At 65.7% G+C, this 22,158-nt stretch carries 19 protein-coding genes; 8 read left to right on the top strand and 11 right to left on the bottom strand.

Annotated elements, in window-relative coordinates:
* Positions 1-162: 162 nt before the first annotated feature.
* Positions 163-2,031 carry a cation:proton antiporter gene (locus tag ABEI27_RS06805; RefSeq protein ID WP_375798655.1) on the top strand — a complete coding sequence of 623 codons (1,869 nt, stop codon included), beginning with the start codon at positions 163-165 and terminating at the stop codon, positions 2,029-2,031.
* Between the two features lie 50 nt (positions 2,032-2,081).
* Here ABEI27_RS06805 and ABEI27_RS06800 read toward each other — a convergent pair whose 3' ends face one another.
* A complete protein-coding gene (locus ABEI27_RS06800) occupies positions 2,082-3,215 on the bottom strand; it encodes a thiolase family protein (RefSeq protein WP_375798654.1) in 1,134 nt (377 codons plus the stop codon).
* 116 nt (positions 3,216-3,331) lie between these two features.
* On the opposite strand from ABEI27_RS06800, the gene ABEI27_RS06795 reads away from it, so the two are divergent.
* Positions 3,332-4,699: an ATP-binding protein gene (locus tag ABEI27_RS06795; RefSeq protein WP_375798653.1), complete on the top strand. Its 1,368-nt coding sequence runs from the start codon at positions 3,332-3,334 to the stop codon at positions 4,697-4,699.
* Between the two features lie 56 nt (positions 4,700-4,755).
* Here ABEI27_RS06795 and ABEI27_RS06790 read toward each other — a convergent pair whose 3' ends face one another.
* Positions 4,756-5,988, bottom strand: a complete 1,233-nt coding sequence (locus tag ABEI27_RS06790; RefSeq protein ID WP_375798652.1) for a PQQ-binding-like beta-propeller repeat protein — start codon at positions 5,986-5,988, stop codon at positions 4,756-4,758.
* 114 nt (positions 5,989-6,102) lie between these two features.
* Between ABEI27_RS06790 and ABEI27_RS06785 the strand changes: the two genes are divergently transcribed.
* The 3 genes from ABEI27_RS06785 (at position 6,103) to ABEI27_RS06775 (ending at position 7,561) form a co-directional block, all read left to right on the top strand.
* Entirely contained in the window at positions 6,103-6,927 is an 825-nt protein-coding gene (locus ABEI27_RS06785; protein ID WP_375798651.1) for an MBL fold metallo-hydrolase, read from the top strand.
* 118 nt (positions 6,928-7,045) lie between these two features.
* Positions 7,046-7,276, top strand: coding sequence for a hypothetical protein (locus ABEI27_RS06780; RefSeq protein ID WP_375798650.1), 231 nt, complete (start codon positions 7,046-7,048; stop codon positions 7,274-7,276).
* A gap of 96 nt (positions 7,277-7,372) precedes the next feature.
* Entirely contained in the window at positions 7,373-7,561 is a 189-nt protein-coding gene (locus ABEI27_RS06775; protein WP_375798649.1) for a hypothetical protein, read from the top strand.
* A gap of 138 nt (positions 7,562-7,699) precedes the next feature.
* Here ABEI27_RS06775 and ABEI27_RS06770 read toward each other — a convergent pair whose 3' ends face one another.
* The 6 genes from ABEI27_RS06770 to ABEI27_RS06745 all read right to left on the bottom strand — a co-directional run bounded on the left by ABEI27_RS06770 (position 7,700) and on the right by ABEI27_RS06745 (position 12,736).
* Entirely contained in the window at positions 7,700-8,224 is a 525-nt protein-coding gene (locus ABEI27_RS06770) for a DoxX family membrane protein (RefSeq protein ID WP_375798648.1), read from the bottom strand.
* Positions 8,225-8,341: 117 nt separating this feature from the next.
* Positions 8,342-9,322, bottom strand: a complete 981-nt coding sequence (locus ABEI27_RS06765; protein WP_375798647.1) for a DUF5787 family protein — start codon at positions 9,320-9,322, stop codon at positions 8,342-8,344.
* A 118-nt stretch (positions 9,323-9,440) separates the two neighbouring features.
* Positions 9,441-9,773: a NifU family protein gene (locus tag ABEI27_RS06760; RefSeq protein WP_375798646.1), complete on the bottom strand. Its 333-nt coding sequence runs from the start codon at positions 9,771-9,773 to the stop codon at positions 9,441-9,443.
* A gap of 146 nt (positions 9,774-9,919) precedes the next feature.
* On the bottom strand, positions 9,920-10,888 hold the full coding sequence (locus ABEI27_RS06755) for an ROK family protein (protein ID WP_375798645.1): 969 nt from the start codon (positions 10,886-10,888) through the stop codon (positions 9,920-9,922).
* 210 nt (positions 10,889-11,098) lie between these two features.
* Positions 11,099-11,479 (bottom strand): DUF5611 family protein, encoded by a 381-nt coding sequence (locus ABEI27_RS06750; protein WP_375798644.1) that lies wholly within the window; start codon positions 11,477-11,479, stop codon positions 11,099-11,101.
* A gap of 57 nt (positions 11,480-11,536) precedes the next feature.
* Entirely contained in the window at positions 11,537-12,736 is a 1,200-nt protein-coding gene (locus tag ABEI27_RS06745) for a hypothetical protein (RefSeq protein ID WP_375798643.1), read from the bottom strand.
* Between the two features lie 132 nt (positions 12,737-12,868).
* Here ABEI27_RS06745 and ABEI27_RS06740 point away from each other — a divergent pair, with 132 nt between their 5' ends.
* From ABEI27_RS06740 to ABEI27_RS06730, 3 genes are all read left to right on the top strand, one after another.
* A complete protein-coding gene (locus ABEI27_RS06740; protein ID WP_375798642.1) occupies positions 12,869-13,171 on the top strand; it encodes a DUF6432 family protein in 303 nt (100 codons plus the stop codon).
* Positions 13,172-13,422: 251 nt separating this feature from the next.
* Positions 13,423-14,529, top strand: coding sequence for an aminomethyltransferase family protein (locus ABEI27_RS06735; RefSeq protein WP_375798641.1), 1,107 nt, complete (start codon positions 13,423-13,425; stop codon positions 14,527-14,529).
* Positions 14,530-14,869: 340 nt separating this feature from the next.
* Positions 14,870-16,684: a PAS domain S-box protein gene (locus ABEI27_RS06730; protein ID WP_375798640.1), complete on the top strand. Its 1,815-nt coding sequence runs from the start codon at positions 14,870-14,872 to the stop codon at positions 16,682-16,684.
* Positions 16,685-16,719: 35 nt separating this feature from the next.
* On the opposite strand, the gene ABEI27_RS06725 is transcribed toward ABEI27_RS06730, so the two are convergent.
* The 3 genes from ABEI27_RS06725 to uvrA all read right to left on the bottom strand — a co-directional run bounded on the left by ABEI27_RS06725 (position 16,720) and on the right by uvrA (position 22,075).
* On the bottom strand, positions 16,720-17,802 hold the full coding sequence (locus ABEI27_RS06725; protein WP_375798639.1) for a geranylgeranyl reductase family protein: 1,083 nt from the start codon (positions 17,800-17,802) through the stop codon (positions 16,720-16,722).
* 70 nt (positions 17,803-17,872) lie between these two features.
* A complete protein-coding gene (locus ABEI27_RS06720; RefSeq protein WP_375798638.1) occupies positions 17,873-18,898 on the bottom strand; it encodes a WD40/YVTN/BNR-like repeat-containing protein in 1,026 nt (341 codons plus the stop codon).
* Between the two features lie 228 nt (positions 18,899-19,126).
* Entirely contained in the window at positions 19,127-22,075 is a 2,949-nt protein-coding gene (uvrA, locus tag ABEI27_RS06715) for an excinuclease ABC subunit UvrA (RefSeq protein WP_375798637.1), read from the bottom strand.
* Between the last annotated feature and the right edge of the window lie 83 nt (positions 22,076-22,158).

The raw sequence follows: 22,158 nt of genomic DNA, 5'->3' as shown, positions 1-22,158 counted from the left end.
GTCTACGACGGCTCCAGCCGACGTGTGAGAAGAAAAACCACGGTTGAACACATTTAGCGGCGAAAAACCCGCTCTTCGACAGATCGTCTGGGGGTACGTCCGTCCGGAATGTGTGGGTTTATACCGGATGCGGATGCACGTTCGGGATATGGAGGTGGCATAATGGCGGCCAGTAGCGGGGCGAACCTCATCCCCCTCGTCGCGGCGATCATCGGGATCGGGGTGATCTCGCAGATCCTCTCGGATCGCTATCGGGTTCCGAGCGTCGTCTTCCTCATCGCTGCCGGTATCCTCCTCGGACCGGAGGTACTGGGCATCATCGGCCCGAACTCGTTCGGGAACGCCCTGTCAGCCATCGTCGGCCTCTCGGTCGCGATTATCGTCTTCGAGGGGGCCTTTCACCTGCGGATCGAGAAACTTCGGGAAGCCCCGTCGGCGACGCTGAAACTCATCACCGTCGGTGCTGTGATCGCCTTCCTAGGGACGGCCATCGCAGTCCGGGTGCTGCTCAACGCGCAGTGGTCCGTGGCGTCCCTGATCGGTGCCCTGCTCGTCGCAACCGGACCGACGGTCATTACGCCGATCCTGGAGGTCGTCCCGGCCCGCGACCGCGTCGAGGCTGCACTCGAGACCGAGGGGATCGTCAACGACGTCACGGCGGCGATCCTCGCGGTCGTCATCTTCGAGGCGATCATCACCGGCATCACGGAACCGGCGGCGCTCCTGACGCTGTTCGCCGAACGCCTCGGCGTCGGGATCCTGGTCGGCGGCCTCGTCGCGGCCGCGCTCCTGTATGCACTCCGCTACGTCGAACTCTCTCCGGGGAACGCGCCGCAGAACGCCCGTCTGCTCGTTCTCGCCGGCGCGCTCGTCGCCTACGGGGCCGCCGACGCACTCGCTACTGAGGCGGGCATCGCCGCGGTTGCGACCGCGGGAATCCTGCTCGGCAACGCGGACATTCCCTACGAGGAGGAGATTTCGGCGTTCAAAGGCGACGTGACCCTGCTCGTCCTCTCGTTCGTCTTCATCGCACTCGCGGCGCTCCTACAGTTCGACATCCTACGGACGATCGGGCCTCGCGGGCTCCTCGTGGCCGGGGTCATCGCCCTCGTGCTCCGCCCGGGGCTCGTGTTCCTCTCGGCGTACGGAGACCGCTTCAGTACCGGCGAGAAGTGGTTTATGAGCCTCGTCGGTCCCCGCGGAATCATCCCGGCATCGGTCGCGACACTGTTCGCGATCGAACTCCGGAACGCCGGGCTCAATCAGGCGGCGAACACGCTCGTGGGGACGGTCTTTCTCGTCATCCTCGTCACGGTCGTTCTCGAAGGTGGTTTCGCCCGCCGAATAGCCGAATACCTCGACATCATTCCAATGCGCGTACTCATCATCGGAGGCGGCAAGGTAGGCCGAACGCTCGCCGAACGCCTCGAAGGCCGCGGAGAGAACGTAGTGCTCATCGAACAAGACCCTGAAACCGTCGAAGTCGCCCGGAACGACGGCTTCACCGTCCACAACGGTGACGGGACCGACACCGAGGTCCTCCGGTCGGCCGGCGCGGAGAACGCCCGGATCGTCGTCGGCTCGACCGGGGACGACGACGTGAATCTGCTGGTTTCACAACTCGCGAGTTCGAAGTTCGATCCCGAGACGATCCTCGCACGGGTGAACAACCCGGAGAACGCGGAGGCGTTCGAGGAACTCGGCGTCCGAACGATCTCGGCGACGGTGGCGACAGCGCAGGCGATGGACAACTACATCGAGCGCCCGTCGATGATGGACTGGATGAGCGAGATCGGACAGTCGGGGGACGTTCAGGAGATCGAGGTGACCTCCGAGGAACTCATCGGACGGACGATCGCCGACGTCGGCCCCGACCTGCCGTCGGACTGCCTGATCGCGCTGGTCCAGCGCGAGGGTATGACCCGCGTTCCCGACGCCGACTACACGCTCAAGCAGGGCGATCGCATCACGATCATCGGCGGACGTGACGGGGTACAAGAAGCGATCAATTTCGCCCACCCCGACAAGTAGCGTTCAATTTCGCCCGCCCCGAGAAGTAGCGCTCGATATCCTGCCGGTGCCTACCGCAGGAACTCCACCGCTTCGCCTTGCCCGAACCCGACGCAGAGCGTTGCGAGCCCGCGGTCGACGTCTTGGTCGCGCATCTCGTGAATCAACGTGACGGGCAGGCGCGCGCCGGACGCGCCGAGTGGGTGACCGATGGCGATTGCGCCGCCGTTAACGTTGTACCGTTCCTCGTCGATGCCGAGTTCGCGGCGTGCGTAGACGCACTGACTGGCGAACGCCTCGTTGAGTTCAATGAGGCCGTAGTCGTCGACATCGGTCCCGGCGCGTTCCAAGAGGGCTCTCGTCGCCGGAACGGGGCCGATGCCCATCACGGTCGGATCGACGCCGGCGACGGCGTTGGTGCCGACCTCCGCGAGGATCTCCAGACCGCGGTCCTCGGCGAACGACTGCGACGTGACGAGCGTCGCGGCCGCGCCGTCGGTCATCTGTGAGGCGTTGCCGGCGGTGACGGTCCCGTCGCCGGTGAACGCCGGCGGCAATTCCGACAGGGCGTCCATCGACGTGTCGGGGCGAATACCCTCATCCTCGGCCACGGGTTCGCCGTCGACCTCCAAGGAGACGATCTCGTCCTCGAACCGACCCGACTGGGTCGCCTCGGCCGCCCGCTGATGTGAGCGCACGGCGTACTCGTCTTGCGCTTCACGCGAGACGTCGTACTCCTCGGCGACCTTCTCCGCAGTCATCCCCATCTGGAGTCGTGGAACGTTGTACTTCTCGGCGAGTCCCTGATGGAGGTCTTGGTAGGCGTCGCCGTCCATCGGCACCCGCGACATCGACTCGACCCCGCCGGCGATGATACACTCGCGGTTGCCCGCAGCGATCGCGTTCGACGCGGAGACGATCGCCTCCATCGAGGAGGCGCACCAGCGGTTGATCGACGTCGCCGGGACGGACTCACCCAACTCGGACAGGAGCGCGATCACGCGAGCGACGTTGTTGTCCTGTTCGCCGCGCTGCTGGGCGACGCCCCACAGCAGGTCGTTGACGTCGTCGTCCGTCAGGCCGGTCTCGGCCAAGATGTGGTCGATGAGCGAGACCGAGAGGTCCTCGCTCCTGACGTCCTCGAAGACGCCGCCGGCCTTCCCGAACGGCGTCCGGTGCGCGGCGGTAATCACTGGGGTTGGCATACCCAGGCGTGCGGGGCCTGGTGATATAAAAGTCGCAGAACCAGCAGGTTAGCACACGGGGATCGGTGCCGGCGCTTTCGACGCGCTTATGCGGGTGAACCGGCAACGTCTTTGGGATGAGTAACCGGGCTCTCGAAGTTGTCGAGTTCCTCCTCACGGCACACCTCTACACTGAGGACCGCGATCTCGACGAGAACGATCTCCCGCCTCGATACCGACGCGTCTTCTGGAGCGAACCGGAAGACGACGACGACGAGGCGGAGTCCAGCGTCGTCGGTATCGAGCGACCACTCGTCGTCACCGAAAGCGTCGCACGCAAGGCCACTGGCGTCGAGCGTCCCTGGGATGCGATCTCCGACCTGCTCTTCACCCAGCAGGAGGACTTCTCCGGGCGGCTGTCGCTTACGCAACCGGAAATGGCGACCGAGTGGTACCTCGACCGTGCAGACCGCGAGCGACTGGAGACCAACCCGACGATTGCGGCCGCAGTCGAAGGGCGCGACGACGTCGACGTAACGCACGACGAAGCGCGAGAGCACACGCGCCCGATTCAGGCGGATCGAGTCTGGATCGACAGCCTGCTCGAGCAGTACTTCGACGAGGACGAAGACGGGGAGATGCTCGATCTCGTCCAGGTCCGAGCGCCCGAGGAGATCGAGATGACCCTCGACGACCTCGTGCTGACGACCGACCAGGAGGGCGAGATCCACAAGCTGATGCAAGCAATCGAACACCGCGAGTACCTCGCGGAGATCGGCCTCCGCGAGATCGGGAAGATCCTTTTTGTTGGGCCGCCAGGGACCGGCAAGACGACCGTGTCGCGGGCACTCGCCCACGAACTCGGGCTTCCGTTCGTCGAGGTCAAACTCTCGATGATCACGAGCCAGTACCTCGGTGAGACGGCCAAGAACGTCGAGAAGACCTTCGAGGTCGCAAAACGGCTCTCGCCGTGTATCCTCTTCATCGACGAGTTCGACTCCATCGCGAAGACGCGTCGTTCCGACGAGCACGCGGCGCTGAAGCGCGCAGTCAACACGCTGTTGAAGAGCATCGACGACATCTCGCTGATCCGCGACGAGGTGATCCTCATCGGGGCAACGAACCACCCCGACCAACTCGATTCCGCCGCCTGGCGGCGCTTCGACGAAATTGTTAATTTCCCGAAACCAGACACCCAGATGCGTGCGGACATCCTCCGAATCATCACCAACCGGATGGACATCACCGAGTTCGACCCCGAGGCGGTGGCCGAACTCACCGAGGGACTCACCGGCTCCGACCTCCGGATGGTGTTCCGGGAGGCCGTTCTGGAGGCGCTGACCGAAGAGCGGACGACGCTCACCCAGCAGGACATCGTCGAAGCCGTCGAGGACTTCGAGGAGCGGGACAACCTCAAGAACATGAATATGATGTCCGACGGCGACCAGTTGGTCGCCGGCGACGGCGGCGACGGCCACTCGCACGACCACTCCCACGATCACTGACGGGGCCTCGCTGGCTCCGCCGTCTGACGGGTCGGTTGAGGCGAGCGAGACGTCGCCTACGGCTCTTTGGGGGTCAGCACTTCCAGTCCGAACGTTCCCACGGCGAACAGCCGACCGGCTGCGACCACCGGCGACGCGTACGGGGTCGCGGTCGAGGACTCGGCCTCCCACCGCAGTCGGTCGGGCGCGAACAGCCCATCGGCGGCTCGCCGGAATGCGCGGACGCCGCTCCCCGCGACGATGACGGTATCGTCTGTCGCGACTGGCGCGGCCGTCCCCTCGCTCGGTATGTGGGCCTGCCAGGTCGTCTCGCCTGACGTGGCGTCGAGTTCGTGGACGTCGCTCGCGTTCACGTAGATGTCGTCACCGGCGAGGGCGGCGGCGGCACGACTGTGGAGGTCGCGCCGCCAGCGCTCCTCACCCGCGTGATCGACCGCGACGACCTCCTGGTGCGCCGTCTGGACGACGCCGCGTCCGTCAGCGACTGCCGCGGCGTACGGCGTATCGACGGAGACACGCCAGCGATCATCCCCGCTCTCGCGGTCGAGTTTTACCAGCGCGTCCCGGTCGGGAACGTAGACCGCGTCGTCGGTCACCGTCGGCGGAATCTGCGTCGCCGTCGAATCGCCGAGATTGTACTCGTCGTAGACGAGCGGGTCGAGCGAACGTCGCCAGCGCTCCGTTCCGTCCGGACCGAACCTGACACACGTCGTCGCGCTCCGGGCGTAGACGTCGCCGTCGACGACGCTCACACCGTACGTCGCCTCGTCGCCGACGCGATACGTGGCGAGGCGCTCGCCGTCGGTAATCGCGAACGCAGCCACTGATGCGGGCTCCGGATCGACGTCAGTCGAGCCCGCGCCACGCATCGGAACGTACAGTCGCCCACGGTCGGGATCGAGCGCGGGGATGCCGAACGCTTCGCCGTCGAGACGCTCCGTCCAGATCTCGACCCCGTCGAGGCCGCTCGCGGTCACCCGCTTCTCGGCGGCAAAGTACACGACATCGTCGTGAACGGCCGGCGGCGCGTACGCCCAGCCGGTTGGAACCATCCGACTCACATCAGCGGGTTTCGGCGCGCCGGCGGCGACGCGGTTCCGGTTCTCCGGGCCGTTTCCGTACGAGTGCCAATCGCCATCGTGGAACGCTGCGGTATCGGTGTTCCCGAGCGAACCGCAGCCGGCGAGACCGGCGGTCGCGCCGACCACGATACCGGAGAGGACCCGTCGACGAACAGCACCCCACTGTGGTTGCTCGTCGCCATCGGAGGGAGGAGGTGCGGGAGACACGACTCCGTCGTTTCTGGAGGACTGGCAAGTGCTTTTCCAACAGGCGACGACAAGCGGTCGATCCGCGCGGCGGAGAGCCAACAATATATCACCTGTCGGATCCAACCCCTGACGATGCGGGTCACGCTTCTCGGAACGGGCGACACGACGGGCACACCGACGGCCGGTTGTGACTGCGACACCTGCGCCGAAGCGCACCGGCGGGGTATCGAACGCACGCGCTTTTCGGTTCACGTCGAGAACGAGCGCACCGGCGACTCGCTGCTCGTCGATTTCAGCCCCGACTTCCGCCACCAGTTCCTGACGCGCGAGGTCCCGTTGCCCGACGCCGGAATCGTCACCCACATTCATTTCGACCACCTCGACGGTCTCGGCAACGCCTTTCGTCTGTTCGACGACCTCCCGATCTACGCCGCCGACGAGACCGACCCCGTGACTGACGAGAGCGTCGCCGAGACCGTGGGTCGGAAGTACGACTACCTCGATCGGGTCGGCGTCCACCCGCAACCCCCGCTCGAACCCTTCGAGATCTGTGGCCTGCAAGCGACGCTCGTTCCCGTCGAGCATCCGCCGTTGATCTGCTACGGGCTTGCGATCGAGGACCCCGAGACCGGCGCGAAACTCTCGCTCTCCGGAGACACCAATTACGCCGTCCCCGACCCGTCGCGAGCAGCCCTGCGGGACCCCGACCTGTTTCTCGCTGACGGTATCGTCCCGGCGTCGCTCTGTGCGAAGCACCCGCTCGGCGGCGACCACCACGACGACGACGGCGTGCCCCGAACGTTCGGTTCGAAGCATATGACCCGCGAGGGCGCGCTCAGTCTCGCTGACGAACTGGACGCGTCGCAGACGCGGATTGTCCACACCGCGCACTTCTACCCTGTCGACGAGGCCTTCGAGGAACCGCTGGCGGTCGACGGGGAGGTCTACGAACTGTGAGTACAGAGTTCTGGAACCGCTGATTCGCAGGTGACGGCCAGAAGTATTGAGGATTTTATAGAATCACCATCGGTAGAACGGATTCTGTTGATACGACCTGCAGCACGCATCGTTGTCTATGCCCGCGTCTCTCGATCCGGATTTCGGTCCACTGCGACACGCCGCGAGTCCGGGGAGCGCCCTGGGACTCGTGTACGGTAGCTACCGAACGGCGAGAACCGGGCTTCCGAACCGCCGCCACTGGCGAATCGGTCAGTGGACGGTTGCCGGTGGGGATGGCTTTCTGTCGATCAACGTCGGTCTGATGCTCGCGGTCCCGCCGGCGTCCGACTTCGTCGAACGCAGTTGAGCGCGCTGGGCCGTCGCTATCGGGTCGGGAGTCGGGTTCATCGTCGGGTGGTTCGAGAATCTCTGCCGAAACGCCGCGGAACACGGCGGAACGGATGTGACTGTCCGGGTCGACTCACTCGACAGTGTTCCCGGGCTCTACGTCGCCGGCGACGGTCCGGGGATCCCCGAGGCTGACCGCGAGCGTCTCTTCGAGACGGGGACACGACTCAGGATCGGGGAGTGGCTTCGGCCTCGCAATCGTCAAGCAGATCGCTACGGCGGACGGGTGGCGATTCTGACTTAGCGAGAGCGAATACGAACGCGGTGGCGCGTGCTTCGAGTTCCGTGACGTCACTGTCGAAGCCTGAGACGACGATTCGCCGCGAACCGACCGCGAGAAGGGAAATCCGAATTCCGGTGGCGCCGGAATGGGTGAACCGCGTCACCCGAGTACGTACTTCGCGATGCGGTTGTCCGCGAAGTCCATCTCCTCGATGACGGAGTCGAGCCCGAGGACCCGACCCGCACCGAAGATGCCGAGCGTCACGAAGAGCAGCAGACCCATCAGGTCACCGTTGACCAGGCCGTGGCTCCACGCGGCGTTTCCGAGGTAGAAGAACACCATCAGGAAGGCCCCGAAGAAGCTCGCCAGTCTGACGAGCGCGCCGACCACGAGGCCAAGCCCGATGAGCGTCTCCCCCAGCGGGATCATAACGTTCGCGAACTCGAGCATCCAGGGAGTCTGACCCGCCCAGACGAAGAACCCGGTGATCGGGCTCCCGCCAGTGGCGTTGACCAGCCACCCTTGTGCGCTGAACGGCTCCGCAGCGAGGTACTTGGTCACGCCCGCGTGGAGGAACCAGTACCCGGTCACCACGCGAAGCACAGCCACCCAGTAGCCTGCAAGCGTCCCCTGCAGGTCGAATTCGACCACGTTCGAGACCGTCGTTTTTGTGGAAGTTGCCATCGTCGGTCACCTCACATTCGTATATGCGAACGCGGGATAAGTATAAACGCAGGCTGATTTTCAACAACTTAGAAACGGCTTATTCGGTCTCGAGCGGTGTTTCTGGACGTTCTCAAATCACTGGAATCGGTCGAGCCCGGACTGCTGTCGCCTGAAACCCGCTGGATCCCGTCGCCACGCTGTCCGCGACGCCCGGAGTGTATCGACATCGACGTCAGGCGGCGACGCGGACTCGCGAGCGTCGCAGTCGGCACCGCAGGCCCGCCCCGGATCGACGACTCGCTCGAAGTAGGTACACCGGGGGCGGCCGTCGGGCGTTGCCGTCGCGTGCGCACACGACGGGAAGTCGTACGTCCGCCAACCCTTGCCGTATGCGCGCTCGGCGATTCGCCGCCGTGCCGCCGCCTTCGCCGCTCGACCGACGATTGCGACCTCCGTTTCGAGGGGGTGGCGCTCGACGAGTTCGACGCCCGGATCGTCGGTCGGGAGCGCTGTCGGCTCTCGGATCACCGCTCGTTTGTCCGTCTCGGGCTGGAAGCGCCAGACGCCGACTTCCTCGGGGATCCTGTTCAGGTGCGCGCGAGTGACGTGACTCTCGGTCGCGAGGATCACGTGATCGAAGAGGCCGAGTGACACGTCCGTCCGGAGTTGGCGTTCCAGTGCTCCCGGCGAGCCCAGATCGGGCTTGTTTTCGATCCCAACGAGTCGGTCGAACCACGCGTCGGGATAGCGCGTCGTCTGCCTGAGATACGCCCGGCCGCTCCGACGCTCGCTTGCGAAGAAGCCGATGTCGACGGCTCGTTCGACGAGCGTTTCGTTCAGCCCAGGCGTCTCGCGGATCGCTCGCCGCCGCGCTACGGCCTCGCCGACGCCGACGTCGCTCTCGATAGCACGGACGGGGATCGCACGGTCAGTGATCGCCGCTCTGTCGTCGAACGCCGCGCCCATCTCGACACCGACGATGTCGACGATGCGCCGACCGGTTCGGTCGACGGCCCCGCCGAGTTGTCGTCCGACGATCCAGTCGGTCGTCGACTCGAGTTGCGCGCAGAGACCGAGTTCGAAGGCGAACTCCCGTGTGCCACCGGTGTCGCTCACAGTGGCTCGTAGGGGTGCGCGGACAAAAAGCGTGACCTGTCACCGCTCGTCGCTCTGCGGGGTTGCCTCAGTGGCTGTCCAGCGGTCTATCGCCGTCGACGATGCGCGGTCGTCGGCGTCAGAAGTGACCCGGATCCTCGGTTCCGTACTGGAGTTCGCCGCCGCGACCGCCCTCGACAGTGCTGCTGCCGTGGTCACCGGCGCTGGGGACCTTCACTCGAACGTCTTCGACCTCCTCGAAGTCCATAATGAGGTCGGCTTTGATGTTGTCTGCGGTGATGTTCGAGATGCCACACCCGGCGCAGGCCCCGCCCAGTTCGACCACGACCTCGCCCGTGTCGGGGTCGGCTTTCCGGACGACGCTCTCGCCGCCGTGCATCTGGATGATCGGCATCTGACCGACCATCCAGGTCTCGATTCGATGGCGAAGGGAGTCCTCGGAGTCGCTCATTGTCATTAGTTCGCGTTCGAGCCATTGGTACCTTGCGGTTGTACTCACCCCCGGACGCGGTCAAGAAAAGTGTATCACGGTCTTCCCTGGTGAACGTTTCGGCTCTGCGCGCTTCTCGCGGCCCCCGCGGTGGCCGCGCTGTATGCTTACAACCGAGTCCGGTCGCCCGTCCCGCCGGTCATCGCGCTCGCGAGTGCCCCCTTCACGACGACGTCGTCGCCGAGCGTCGTCAGCCTGATCTCCGGGACGTTCGTCATCACCATCTCGTCCATCCGCTCGCGGATCGGCTCTAACACCCGCGTGGAGTTGTTGAGTGCGACCGCGCCGCCGACGTAGATGACGATCGGCGCGAAGGAGTGGACGATGTTGGCGACACCCATCGCGTTCCAGTGGCCGATCCGGCTGACCACGTGTGCCGCGAACGCGTCGTCGGTCGCGTGCTCGAACACGTCGACCGCCGAGAAGTCGGGATCCCCGATCGGTAGCACCGTTTCGGCGCTTTCGACCTCGGCGAGATACTCGGCGTAGTTCGGAATGTTGTTGCCGGAGCAGTATCCCTCCCAGTGTCCGTCGTGGCCGCAGCCGCAGGTGATCTTCCCCTCCGGATCGAGCGTCAGGTGGCCGACCTCGCCCGCGTTGCCGTCCCACCCGGCGAGGACGTTGCCGTCGACGCAGACACCCGCGCCGATCCCCGAGGAAATCGTGAGGTACACCATATCGTCGGGGTTGCGCTCGGAGTGGAATCGTTCGCCGATCACGCCCGCGACGGTGTCGTTGTGGAGAAAGACGCGGTCCGTGTCCAGAAGCACCGAGAGGGGGCCCGTGAGCGGGATCCGGTCGATCGTGTCCGGGAGGTTCGCCGGGTCCTCGACCGTCCCTTCGGCCAGATCCAGTGGGCCGATCGCCCCGATGCCGGCCGCGTTTGCCCGTTCGGGGTCGATCCCGGCCGCGGCGCACGCTTCACGGACCACACCGAGGACCGCTTCGGTAACGGCAATTCCGGTGGGCCCCTGGGGGGTGCCGTCGTCTGCAGAGCCGATAACCGTCCCGTCGCCGTCGGCGACGACCGACCGGATGTTCGTCGCCCCGAGATCGACGCCCACGTAGTAGGCCATCGTGTCGATACGCGTAGTGGCGACACTTAATTAAGCGGGTTCTCGGCCGCTGTGGCCGTCGCTTTCGAGCGCCGATCGGACGCCATTCTCGGATCGTGAAACGCCTGCAACAGCTGCTGTAACGCACTCCTCTGACCGGCTACGAACCTGGGTCGAGTTGTCGTCATTCGGGGGCTAACGAATCGTTTTTGACGTCCGTATCCGACAGTTTCAGTAGTCGGGCGCGTCATCTTCGACGGCGCGCTTCATCGAGTCCCGCCGGGACTTCGCGTCCCGACCGGTGGCCTCCAGCAGGAAATCGTTCTTCGCATCGACGGCGTCGCCCGCGGCCTCGAGGTCGTCGGGACCGAGTTCCGTGGGATCGCGCTCTTCGAACTCGACGCCGAGACGGTCCTTCTTGCCGCTGTATGAGACCGTGCCAGCGACGATGCGCTGAAACACGGGATTGTCCGGTTCCTCGACGACGTAGAGGTCGCTGTCTTTGTACTCCACCGTGTCCGTGATCGAACCGAAGTACGCCTCGACGGTCGCCTCCATATCCGGGATGCGTTCCTCGAGGGTCTCCCCACGACGCATCTTGTACTCCTTCATAAGCCGTGATTCGCTAGCAGATGGTTTACTTGTTTCGTCACCGTTCGACGACCCGCGCTACCGCTCGCGCTCGGCGATATACCCCTGCTTGCACTCGGGGCAGATGTCGCCGGCCCGCATCGAGGACGCACCGGCGAGCCGCGCGTGGCCGCAGTTCGGGCAGTAAAACTCCACGCGGTCGTCGGGGACGTCGGACTCCAGCGTCGTCGACTCATTAGCACGCTTGAAGCCTTGACCGGAGTCGGTTTCCTGGGCGGCCGTTGGGTCCTCTTTCCGGTCTGGACGCGACTGCGGTGATCCCGAACGCTCGGCCTCGGCCGCGATTCCGTCGATGGACTCCTCGTGGTCGGCCCCGGCGTGCCCGTTCACTTCGGGCGTCAGTCCACCACCGCCGAGTTCGACGTCGGTGTCGTCGGTCGTCGCGTCGAAGCCCTCGTCGTCGCCGTCGTGGTCCGGCCACCCGGACGACCCCGCATCGCGCCCGTGCCACTCGCCGCGCTCCCGACCGGCGGTCATCTCGGTCGCGCCGGGGCCGCTCCCATCCTCGGCGTCGATAATCTCGGCGTCGTTCGTCACTTCCTCGTCCGCGTCCTCGGACGGCGTTGCGTCCTCTTCGGCGGCCGCGGACTCCGCTGCGGCCTGGGTGGGATCGGCGTCGGTCTCCTCGGGCCACTGCGTCTCGTCTCGTTTGCCCGCCTCGCCGTCGAGAATGACCGCGTCGTCGGCGTCGGGATCGGTCTCGACGCCCTCCCAGTTGTCGCTGCCCGTCTCCCAGCCGTCGTCGGCCTCCGCCTCGTCGATCGCCTGGACCGTCTCGGTCGCATCGGCAATCGCCTCACCGTCGGCACTCGCGGCCGTGGAAGGCGACTCCGCGCCGGGATCGGCTTCAGTTTCGGTCGTTGCCGCCGGATCGGCTTCCGCATCTGACGGTGCGTCGGCCGCTTCGCCCGCGCTGCGGTCTTCACCCGGCCGCGACGCCGTTTCTCCGGCGGCCGCCGCGGCCGATTCGTCGCCCTCGGCGCTCGCGGGACCGGCACTCCCGCCCGCCTGTGCTGCGGACTCGTCGAGGCCGACCTCCGCGGGCGACCGGATCGTTGTCACTTCCTTGTTCTGACTGACGACCTGCTCGTCGCCGCAGCGCACACACGTCTGCACTTCCCGGATCGTGACGACCACCTCGTCGCCACGTTCCTCCCTATTTCGCTCAACCTCGGGGTTTTCATACGTATGCCCGAGAAGACGGCACTTGAGTCCCATTATCCGTGTTTCCGGCAGTCAGCGTCAAAAGTGTACCTCCTGCGTCTGACGGACGGCAGACGGAAGGACGCGGGGGGTCCTCCCGCCCGATTCGGCGGTAAGCGTATACCGTATGCGAGCGAACGGTAGGTTATGAGAGCGCGGCGCGAGTTCCGAGACCGGTCTGACATCGAAGTAGCGGTTCTCGACGCTCTCGTTGACCGTGCGGAGGAGGGAATGACCGTCTTCGAGGTGCGCGCGGCGGTCGACTCCGACATTGACGAGATCGAGGAGGCCCTCGCGGCGCTGAAGCGGGACGAACTCATCTCCGTGGAGAACGGAGACGACGACCGTGTCGTGATTCTCGTCGCCGACCGCGTGGTCCCGGACCCCGAGGCGGATCGGCCAGAGGAACAGAGCATTATGGAGGCGCTTCGCAACAAATTCGGTCTCTGACAACAAACAGTCTCGCCTCGTACCGGTGGTCGCCGTGAACGTGGGCGGCGATCACTGGCAAACAGTGAGACTACAGTCGCGTTTGCAAGCCTTCGCCCACTCGATCGCACGACTGCGTGCGATCGGGTGTGCAATCAGTTACAAACGCTACTATAGCCATTGTGAGGGGTCGCCGGTGGCACCGTCGACCAGACGCACTCGGGCGGTACGTGACGCTGCGGTTTTCCCTCCCCGTCCCCCATACGTAGACGATGACCGTCGTCACTGAGCAACACGAGGCACACGGCGCGACGTTCGAGGAGCGCGACGGCCGGCGACTCGTCCGCGATTACGGCCGTCCCGCGCGGACCCACGGGGCCGTCCGCAAGGGCGCGGGCGTGATCGAGATGGGGTACGGTGTCGTCGTCGTCGAGGGCGACGACCGACTGGACTTCGTCGACGACACGGTCTCGAACCGCGTCCCGCAGGAAGACGGTGCGGGCGTCTACGCACTTCTCTTGGATCCACAGGGCCGCATCGAGACGGATATGTACGTCTACAACGCGGGCGAGCGACTCCTCTGTTTCACGCCGCCGACGCGGGCCGGGCCACTCGCCGACGACTGGTCCGAGAAGATCTTCATTCAGGACGTCACGATCCGCGAGGCGTCTACAGATTTCGCCATCTTCGGTGTTCACGGCCCGAAATCGACCGAGAAGGTGGCGAGCGTTCTCACCGGGGCGGCCGCGCCGGAGCCGCCGCTTTCCTTCGTCAGGGGATCGATGGGCGATCAGGGCGTCACCGTGATCGCGGCCGATGGGCCCACGGGGGAGGAGGGCTACGAGGTCGTCTGCGCCGCCGACGCCGCCGAACGCGTCTTCGAGACGCTCTTGACGCGCGGTATGAACGCCGTTCCGTTCGGCTACCAGACCTGGGAGGCGCTCACAACGGAAGCCGGGACGCCGCTTTTCGACACCGAACTCGCGGAGCAGATCCCAAACGTGCTCGGACTGGCGAACGCGGTCGACTTCGAGAAGGGTTGCTTCGTGGGACAGGAGGTCGTCTCGAAGGTCGAAAATCGCGGCCGGCCGAGCAGTCGCCTCGTCGGCCTCGAACTCGACGGCGACGCGCTCCCTGCGAACGGCGCAGACGTCGAACGCGACGGCGACATCGTCGGCCAGGTGACCCGCGCCATAGAGAGCCCGTCGCTCGACCGCCCGATCGCCCTCGCGCTCGTCGATTTCAACACTGATCTCGAGGGCGGGGCGTCGCTGTCGGTCGCAACGGCGGCCGGGCGCTCCGCTGCAACCCACACACCGCTGCCGTTCGTCGAGGGAACCGCCCGATCGGCGCGTCTCCCAACGTATTCGGACCTCTAAGACGGACTCGCTACGTCTCTTACGCCCGCAGAACAACATAACCCAGTCAACACGTCGGTGGAAACAATAAATACCCTCGCGCTCTCGAAACCGAGCGTGAAGTGCTACCTCCGACGGCCGGTCGATACCGTCGCCTCTCTCGGTGTCGGGAACGGCGGTTGCACGGGCACTGACCGTCGACGATGAACCGGGGTACACAGCGGCGAGTTCGCTCGTCCGTCGAGCCGCACTCGCCTCGCAGACTGACTCACCGGTCGTCGATCGCCTCGACGGAGCCGAGCGATCCACCGTCGCAAAAGCCCCTCGCAAACCACAACAACCTCATACTCGGCGGTGACTGATGCACGCACACACTCAGACGACAGGCGTGCTCGTCGCCGTCGCCGACGCCGGAAACCGGCGCGTTCTTGTCAAGTGGGTCCGAAAGACTCCCGCGTATCACCTCGTGGACCGTCGCGACGCCGACGACGGTCGGCCGCTCCCAGCGTTCGACGTCTGTCTCGCCGACGGTCCCGGTCTGCTGGGGATCGAGGCCGAACTCCGATCGGCAACCCGACGCGACGGCTCGTTCCTGCCCTGTCTGTTTGTCGAGAGCCAGACAGGTGCCTTCGAGCGGCTTCACGAGGACGCGCGCGCACTGGTCGACGACATCGTCACGACCCCGGTCGATCCGGAGCGACTCCGGTTCCGAATCGATACGCTCTCTCGACGCCGGCAACTCTCCGAGGAACTCCGACAAGCCGAACGACGGTATCGCCGACTCTTCGAGTTGGCCCCGAGTCCGAAACTGCTGGTCGAAGACGGCGTGATTGTGGCGCTTAACTCCGCCGCAGAGGAACTCTTGAACGTCGACGCTGCGGCGGCTCGCGACCGCGACCTCGTCTCGTTCGTCGCTGACTCCGACTGTCAGATCGTCGAGCGCCTGCTCACCGATGCCCCCGCGGAGGTCGACGCCAGCGGACCGCGGTTCTGGACTGTCGAGTTCGACGCGTCCGAGGCCGCGGCCATCTGCGAGTGTGCGGCGGTGCAGACGGGCGAGGGCGAAGAACGGTTGGTCGTCGCACAGGACGTAACAGAGCGGATCGACCGCGAACAGCGCCTCGAACTCTACCGACGCGCGATGGACGAGGCGTCCGTCGGCATCAGTATCACCGACCCGAGCCTCCCGGACAATCCGCTGATCTACGTCAACGATCAGTTCACCGAGATCACCGGCTACGACGCCAGAGACGTTATCGGCCGCAACTGTCGGTTCCTCCAGGGGGAGGGCACCGACGACGAGACCATCCGCCACATCCGCCGTGGACTCGACGCGGAACGCCCGACCTCTGTGACCATACTGAACTACCGAAAGGACGGCGAGCCGTTCCACAACGCGCTCGAGGTGACGCCCGTCCGGAACGCAGCGGGCGAGGTGACGAACTATCTGGGCTTCCAGCGAGACGTCACCGAGTCAGTCAGGCAGCAACAGCGTCTGTCCGTGCTCGACCGAGTGCTCCGACACAACGTCCGCAACCGGATGAACGTCGTCACCGGCTACGCCGCGCAACTCACCCAACACGAGGACGAATCGGTCCGTAACGTCGCAGAACGGATCGCACGCGCCGGCGAGGACCTCCTCCAGCAGAGCGAGACCGCCCGAAATTTCCGGCAGATCATCGATTCGACGTCGCAGGCCCTGGGAAGCCGGGACCTCGTCGACGTCGCAACCGAGGCCATCGAGGAGATATCCAGCGCGTATGACGACGTCGAGATCCGGACCGAGTTCCCCGACACCGCACCCGTCCACGCCGACGAGAGCATCAAACTCGGGATCGTGGAACTCGTCGAGAACGCGGCCGAACACGGTACTCCGCCGGTTACGATCACCATCACCGCCGACGAGGGCTGGACGTCGCTCTCGGTCACCGACGAGGGACCGGGGATTCCGATCGAAGAGCGAAACGTCTTCCGCGCGGACGAAGAGCGCCCCACAGAGCACAGCGGCGGCGTCGGCCTGTGGCTCGTCCGCTGGACGACCGAACGCGTCGGCGGTCGCGTGCTGTACGACGACGCCAACCCTGCGACGGTCACGCTGCAGTTCCGCCCGACTGACGCCGACGATGGCGCGACTGCCTTCGATTACGACGCCCCCTCCGGGTCAGAACCGGGCTGAGCGCGAACGCAATCGAACCGCAGTGCTGCTGTCTCTCACAATCCCAGTACCTTTCGCAGGTGATCGCGCGAGAAGAACGAACTGGGGCGGTCCATATGGACGCCGATCTCGCCGGAGAGCGCTCGGAGTCCGACTTGCTGGACCGGTCCCGGAAGCGAGTACGCCCGCCGGAGCCAGTGGCCGAGGGCGATCTCCCGCGACAGTGCCGACCGCCACGCCGACTCGTAATCGCGCAGCGTCGCTGGGTCCGCCGGATCGATCGTGTCGGCCGCGCTGTCGGCGGCGGTCATCCCGTAGAGGATCCCGCCGCCGGTGAACGGCTTCGTCTGTGCGGCGGCATCTCCGATCAGGAAGACCCGGCGGCTGTGGACGCGCTCCGGTGGACCGATCGGAATCGCGCCCGAACAGAAGTGCTCGGTCTCGACGGCGTAGTCCTCGGTCAGCCGACCGAACAGTTCGTTGACCGACCGGCCGGGCGGGGCGGCGAGGCCGTACTCGACGCCGGCGTCACCGCGAGGGATCCGCCAGGCGAAGAACCGCGGTGCAGTCAGGTGCACGTCGACGAAGTCGCCGTCGTCGGCTTCGGAATCGAACGCAAGGACGCCGTGGAGGAGTTCCTCGGGTTCCGGCAGGTCGCACTGTTTTCGGACCCGCGAGGTCGGGCCGTCGCATCCGGCGACCATCTGGGCGCGGACGGTTTCGGTCCCCCCGTCGTGGGAGACCGTGAGCGCCACTCCGTCGTGTCGTTCGTCGACGTCCACGACGGTGTGGTGTTCGCGAACGTCCGCGCCGGCCTCACGCGCGAGTTCTGCGAGCGTCCGATCCAGTCCGACGCGGTCGATCACGTTCGAGATCTCCTCGCGCTTGTAGAAGGGATACGTCGCGGAGTCGGGTCCGCCGACGTGGAAACGCGCGCCGTACACGCGGTTCTGGAAGAGGTCGGCTTTCGCTGTCTCGGGGACGTACCCCCAGATATCCGTGCTGACGTGTCCAGAACACGCGAGCGGCGTTCCGACGGTCCCCTGCTCGAAGGCGACGACGTCGTATCCGGACTCGGCCGCGCGCCGGGCGAAGCGCGCACCCGCGGGACCGACGCCGACGACCGCGAAGTCGTACATCAACGCTTTCTATCGGTCCCGCCGGCAAATACTTTCTTCGTCGGCCGTCCTCACGCGCTGTGACGCTGGCTCACACGATTGCGAGTCCGCGGCTCGTCTGGTCCCGAAACGATTCCGGCCACGCTACGTCGACACGGGTGAACGAGCCGCCACCGTCGACGGTCCGGAAGAGCCCCCGATCGGTGAGCGCGAACAGTTCGCCGGCCTCGGTGCCGCTGGCGAGCGTCGCCCGGAGGACGCCCTCGCCCGTCGGGACGTCGACGTCGGTGAGGCGTGTCCACGCCGACGCGTCGCTTCCCGTGTCGGTTCGGCGGTATAGATACGACGCCGCGGACGCAGACCGGTGTGCTCGACGGGCACTTGCCGCCGCAGAGAGGAGGACTCGGTCCGGATCGCCGGGATCGACTGCGACGCTCCAGCAGTAGCGGTGACGCAGTCCGTCTTGTGGAAACGACCACGTCTCGCCGGCGTCGTGACTCTCGGCGTATCCGTCGCCTGCTGCCGCCCGGACTGTGCCGGGTTCATCGGAGTGGATCGCCATCTCGTGGGTGTCGCGGCGGGTGGACGGCGATCGCTTCTCCCACGTGTCGCCGGCGTCGTGAGTCTGAAGCAGCGCGCCGGCCTCGACGGCGACGTAGAGGTGGTCGGGATCCCCCGGATCGACCTCGATCCAGCGGACGTGGTGGGTGTCCGGGCGGGGCGGGAACGCCCAGGCTGACGCCGACGGCAGGTCGGTCAGCCCCGGCAACTCCGACCAGGTGTCGCCGCCGTCCTCGGAGCGAAAGACGGCACTCGGTTCCGTCCCGGCGTAGACCACGTCCGGATCGTGCGGCGAGACGGTCACACTCGTCACCGACTCCGGGAGCGTCGCCTCCCCGACTCGCTCCCACGTGCCGCCGCCGTCTGTCGACCGGTGCAGTCCGGCGTCGAACGTTCCGCAGAACGCTCGCTCCCGCGCGTCGCTCGTGGCGTCGAGGCACTCGATGCTGTGCTCGGTCAGCGACAGCGTTCCCGCTGGCCGGAGGCCGGTGTCCGGTTCCGCGACGTTGTGGACGACGAGCACGCTGGCCCGGGAGGCGGCGTAACAGATGGCCATACCCTCCGTAAGCGCTTCTGTCACTTGGCCGTGCGGGACGCTCGTTGACTGACACACCGGACGTTGACACGTGCTGACCGACGCAGTGGACACTGGCACTCGTGGCGAACTGTCGGCACCTCCGCCCTGTTTCCCGCGCCGACGTGCCGAGCGACCCCTGCCGACGCGGGACGACTGCTACGTCACGGGGGTTCTGGTCTCGGCTTCGTATATATCATCGCGGTCCGCTTAGTCGTCGTTGGCCGGCTTAGTGGGTGTACGTCGATCCGCACGTGGCCCCTCGGCATCGACGTCCGGGAGCAGGTCTCGGAGATACCGACCGGTATGAGACGCCTCGACAGTGGCGACCGACTCGGGCGTTCCGTTCGCGACGATCTCACCACCGCCCTCGCCGCCCTCTGGTCCGAGGTCGATGATGTTGTCCGCGTTCTTCACCAGATCGAGTTCGTGCTCGACCACGACGACGGTGTTGCCGTTGTCGGTGAGTCGCTGGAGCACCTCGATCAGTTTACGTTCGTCTTCCTTGTGGAGGCCAGTCGTCGGTTCGTCGAGGAGATAGAGGGTATCGCCAGTCTGTCTCTTGCCGAGTTCCTCGGCGAGTTTCACGCGCTGGGCCTCGCCGCCCGAGAGGGTCGTCGACGGCTGGCCGAGCGTCATATAGCCGAGACCCACGTCTTCGAGCAACTTGAGTCGCCGCCGGAGTTGCGAGTTGGCCTCGAAGAACGACAGCGCCTCCGAGACCTCCATATCGAGTACGTCGGCGATGGTCTTGCCCTTGTACTCGACGTCGAGCGTCTCGTCATTGTACCGGGCGCCGTTACACTCCTCGCAGGGAACGTAGACATCCGAGAGGAAGTTCATCTCGATCTTCACCGTTCCCTGCCCGCCGCAGGCCTCACACCGCCCGCCCTTGACATTGAACGAGAAGCGCCCTTTCTCGTAGCCGCGCTGTTTCGCGAGTTTCGTCTCCGCGAAGAGGTCGCGGATGTAGTCGAAGACGTCGGTGTAGGTCGCGGGGTTCGAGCGCGGGGTCCGCCCGATCGGCGACTGATCGATCAGCCGCACGGTCTCGATCTCGTCGATCCCCTCGATCGCGTCGTGGTCGCCGGGATCCACCGAGGTGTTGTCGTTCATCTCCCGTGCCAGCCCCTTGTAGAGGATCTCGTGCATCAGCGTCGACTTCCCCGAACCGGAGACGCCCGTGATGGCGGTGAACTGCCCGATCGGGATCGCGACGTCGAGGTCTTTGAGATTGTGCTGGCGCGCGCCGCGGATCTGGAGGGCGGTGTCGCTGTCGCGGCGCTCGTCGGGGACCGGAATCGTCCGTCGTCCCGACAGATAGTCGCCCGTGACCGACCTGTCGGCGTCGCAGACGTCATCGAAGTCGCCCTGGACGACGATCTCGCCGCCGCGCTTCCCCGGACCGGGGCCCATATCGATAATGTTGTCCGCGCGCCGCATCGTCTCCTCGTCGTGTTCGACGACTAGAAGCGTGTTGCCGAGGTCACGGAGCCCCTCCAGCGTGTCGAGCAGACGGTCGTTGTCGCGCTGGTGGAGCCCGATCGAGGGTTCGTCGAGGACGTACAGCACCCCGACGAGTCCTGAGCCGACCTGCGTGGCCAGCCGAATCCGCTGACTCTCGCCGCCGGAGAGCGTCGCGGCCTCGCGGTCGAGCGTGAGATATTCGAGCCCCACCTCCTCCATAAATCCGAGTCGTGCACGGATCTCCTTGAGGATCTCTTCGGCGATCGTCTTGTCCCGTTCTGAGAGTTCCGACTCGAGTCCCTCGAAGTGTGCCAGCGCGTCGCCGATGCTCATCTGATTGACTTCGGTGATCGAGGTCCCGGCGACGAGGACGTGCCGGGACTGTTCCTTCAGGCGCGTCCCCTCACAGACCGGACAGGTGGTGACGGCCATATAGTCCTCGATGTGCTCGCGCGTCGAATCCGAGTCGGTCTCGACGTGGCGGCGCTCCAGATTCGGAATGACGCCCTCGAAGCGCTTGGTCTTCCGCCGCGTTCCGTTTCTGGTCTGTCGCTCGAAGACGACCTCCCGGTGGGTGCCGTAAAGGAACTGCTGCTGTACGTCCTCGCTGAGCTCCTCGAACGGCGTCTCGACGCTCACGCCGAAGTGTTTGGCCACCGCGTCCAGGCGCGTTCGATAGTACGAGCGGTTGTACGACCACGCCTCGAAGACGTGTTTGATCGGCTTCGAGGGATCGCGGACGACGAGATTCTCGTCGACTTCCTTGGTCTGGCCGAGTCCCTCGCACTCCGGACAGGCGCCGTACGGGCTGTTGAACGAGAACGACCGCGTCTCGATCTCGGAGAACTGGAAGTCCGAGTTCGGATTCCCCAGTTCCTCGGAGAACTCGAGGACGAGTCGGTCGTCGCCCTCGCCCCCGAGCGCGCCGGTCGAGCGGGTGTTCGACGCGAACGGCACGTCCGCCGGCGGATCGGGAACGATCACCTTCAGCACCCCGTCGGCCTTCTCGAGGGCGGTCTCGACGGAGTCCGCGAGCCGCGAGCGATCCGCGGCTCGGATCTTCACCCGGTCGACGATCACGTCGATCGTGTGGTCGTAGTTCTTGTCCAGATCGGGCGTGTCGAGGGTGAGGTCGTACGCTTCCCCGTCGACCTCGACCCGCGCGTATCCCTCGCTCACGAGGTCCTCGAACAGCTCCTCGAACGCGCCCTTCTGGTCGCGCGCGACCGGCGCGGCGATCTTCGCGCGCGTCCCCTCCGGGAGTTCGAGCAGTTGGTTCACCATCTCTCCGGCCGACTGCTCGCCGACCTCCTCGCCCGTCACGGGATCGTACTGCGTCCCGACGCGAGCGTACAGCAGTCGGAGGTAGTCGTGGAGTTCCGTGACGGTCCCGACCGTGGATCGCGGGTTGTTGGCCGCGTTCTTCTGATCGATCGAGATTGCCGGCGAGAGCCCCTCGACAGACTCGACCTGGGGCTTGTCCATCTGCCCGAGGAAGTTGCGGGCGTACGCCGACAGCGATTCGATGTACCGACGCTGGCCCTCGGCGTAGATTGTCTCGAAAGCGAGCGACGATTTACCCGACCCCGAGAGCCCAGTGACGACGGTGAACGTCTCGCGCGGAATCCGGACGTCGAGGTCCTCGAGGTTGTGCTCCTCAGCACCCCGGACCTCGATAAAGTCCTTACTCATCTACGGCTGGCTATGGAGAGCGGAGAGGAAAGTTCGTCGGTTCCGGCGGTGCGAGCGATTGGCACCCCACCCGGTCGGGTAGT

The organism is Halobellus sp. (assembly GCF_042218505.1).
Lineage (GTDB): Archaea > Halobacteriota > Halobacteria > Halobacteriales > Haloferacaceae > Haloquadratum.
This window is presented reverse-complemented; position numbering and strand designations above follow the sequence as displayed.

Excerpts from the sequence above, each read along its gene's own strand:
- ABEI27_RS06805 (WP_375798655.1), top strand. The coding sequence starts at position 163 with ATGGCGGCCAGTAGCGGGGCGAACCTCATCCCCCTCGTCGCGGCGATC.
- ABEI27_RS06800 (WP_375798654.1), bottom strand. The coding sequence starts at position 3,215 with ATGCCAACCCCAGTGATTACCGCCGCGCACCGGACGCCGTTCGGGAAG.
- ABEI27_RS06795 (WP_375798653.1), top strand. The coding sequence starts at position 3,332 with ATGAGTAACCGGGCTCTCGAAGTTGTCGAGTTCCTCCTCACGGCACAC.
- ABEI27_RS06785 (WP_375798651.1), top strand. The coding sequence starts at position 6,103 with ATGCGGGTCACGCTTCTCGGAACGGGCGACACGACGGGCACACCGACG.
- ABEI27_RS06780 (WP_375798650.1), top strand. The coding sequence starts at position 7,046 with ATGCCCGCGTCTCTCGATCCGGATTTCGGTCCACTGCGACACGCCGCG.
- ABEI27_RS06770 (WP_375798648.1), bottom strand. The coding sequence starts at position 8,224 with ATGGCAACTTCCACAAAAACGACGGTCTCGAACGTGGTCGAATTCGAC.
- ABEI27_RS06760 (WP_375798646.1), bottom strand. The coding sequence starts at position 9,773 with ATGAGCGACTCCGAGGACTCCCTTCGCCATCGAATCGAGACCTGGATG.
- ABEI27_RS06755 (WP_375798645.1), bottom strand. The coding sequence starts at position 10,888 with ATGGCCTACTACGTGGGCGTCGATCTCGGGGCGACGAACATCCGGTCG.
- ABEI27_RS06750 (WP_375798644.1), bottom strand. The coding sequence starts at position 11,479 with ATGAAGGAGTACAAGATGCGTCGTGGGGAGACCCTCGAGGAACGCATC.
- ABEI27_RS06745 (WP_375798643.1), bottom strand. The coding sequence starts at position 12,736 with ATGGGACTCAAGTGCCGTCTTCTCGGGCATACGTATGAAAACCCCGAG.
- ABEI27_RS06740 (WP_375798642.1), top strand. The coding sequence starts at position 12,869 with ATGAGAGCGCGGCGCGAGTTCCGAGACCGGTCTGACATCGAAGTAGCG.
- ABEI27_RS06735 (WP_375798641.1), top strand. The coding sequence starts at position 13,423 with ATGACCGTCGTCACTGAGCAACACGAGGCACACGGCGCGACGTTCGAG.
- ABEI27_RS06730 (WP_375798640.1), top strand. The coding sequence starts at position 14,870 with ATGCACGCACACACTCAGACGACAGGCGTGCTCGTCGCCGTCGCCGAC.
- ABEI27_RS06725 (WP_375798639.1), bottom strand. The coding sequence starts at position 17,802 with ATGTACGACTTCGCGGTCGTCGGCGTCGGTCCCGCGGGTGCGCGCTTC.
- ABEI27_RS06720 (WP_375798638.1), bottom strand. The coding sequence starts at position 18,898 with ATGGCCATCTGTTACGCCGCCTCCCGGGCCAGCGTGCTCGTCGTCCAC.
- uvrA (WP_375798637.1), bottom strand. The coding sequence starts at position 22,075 with ATGAGTAAGGACTTTATCGAGGTCCGGGGTGCTGAGGAGCACAACCTC.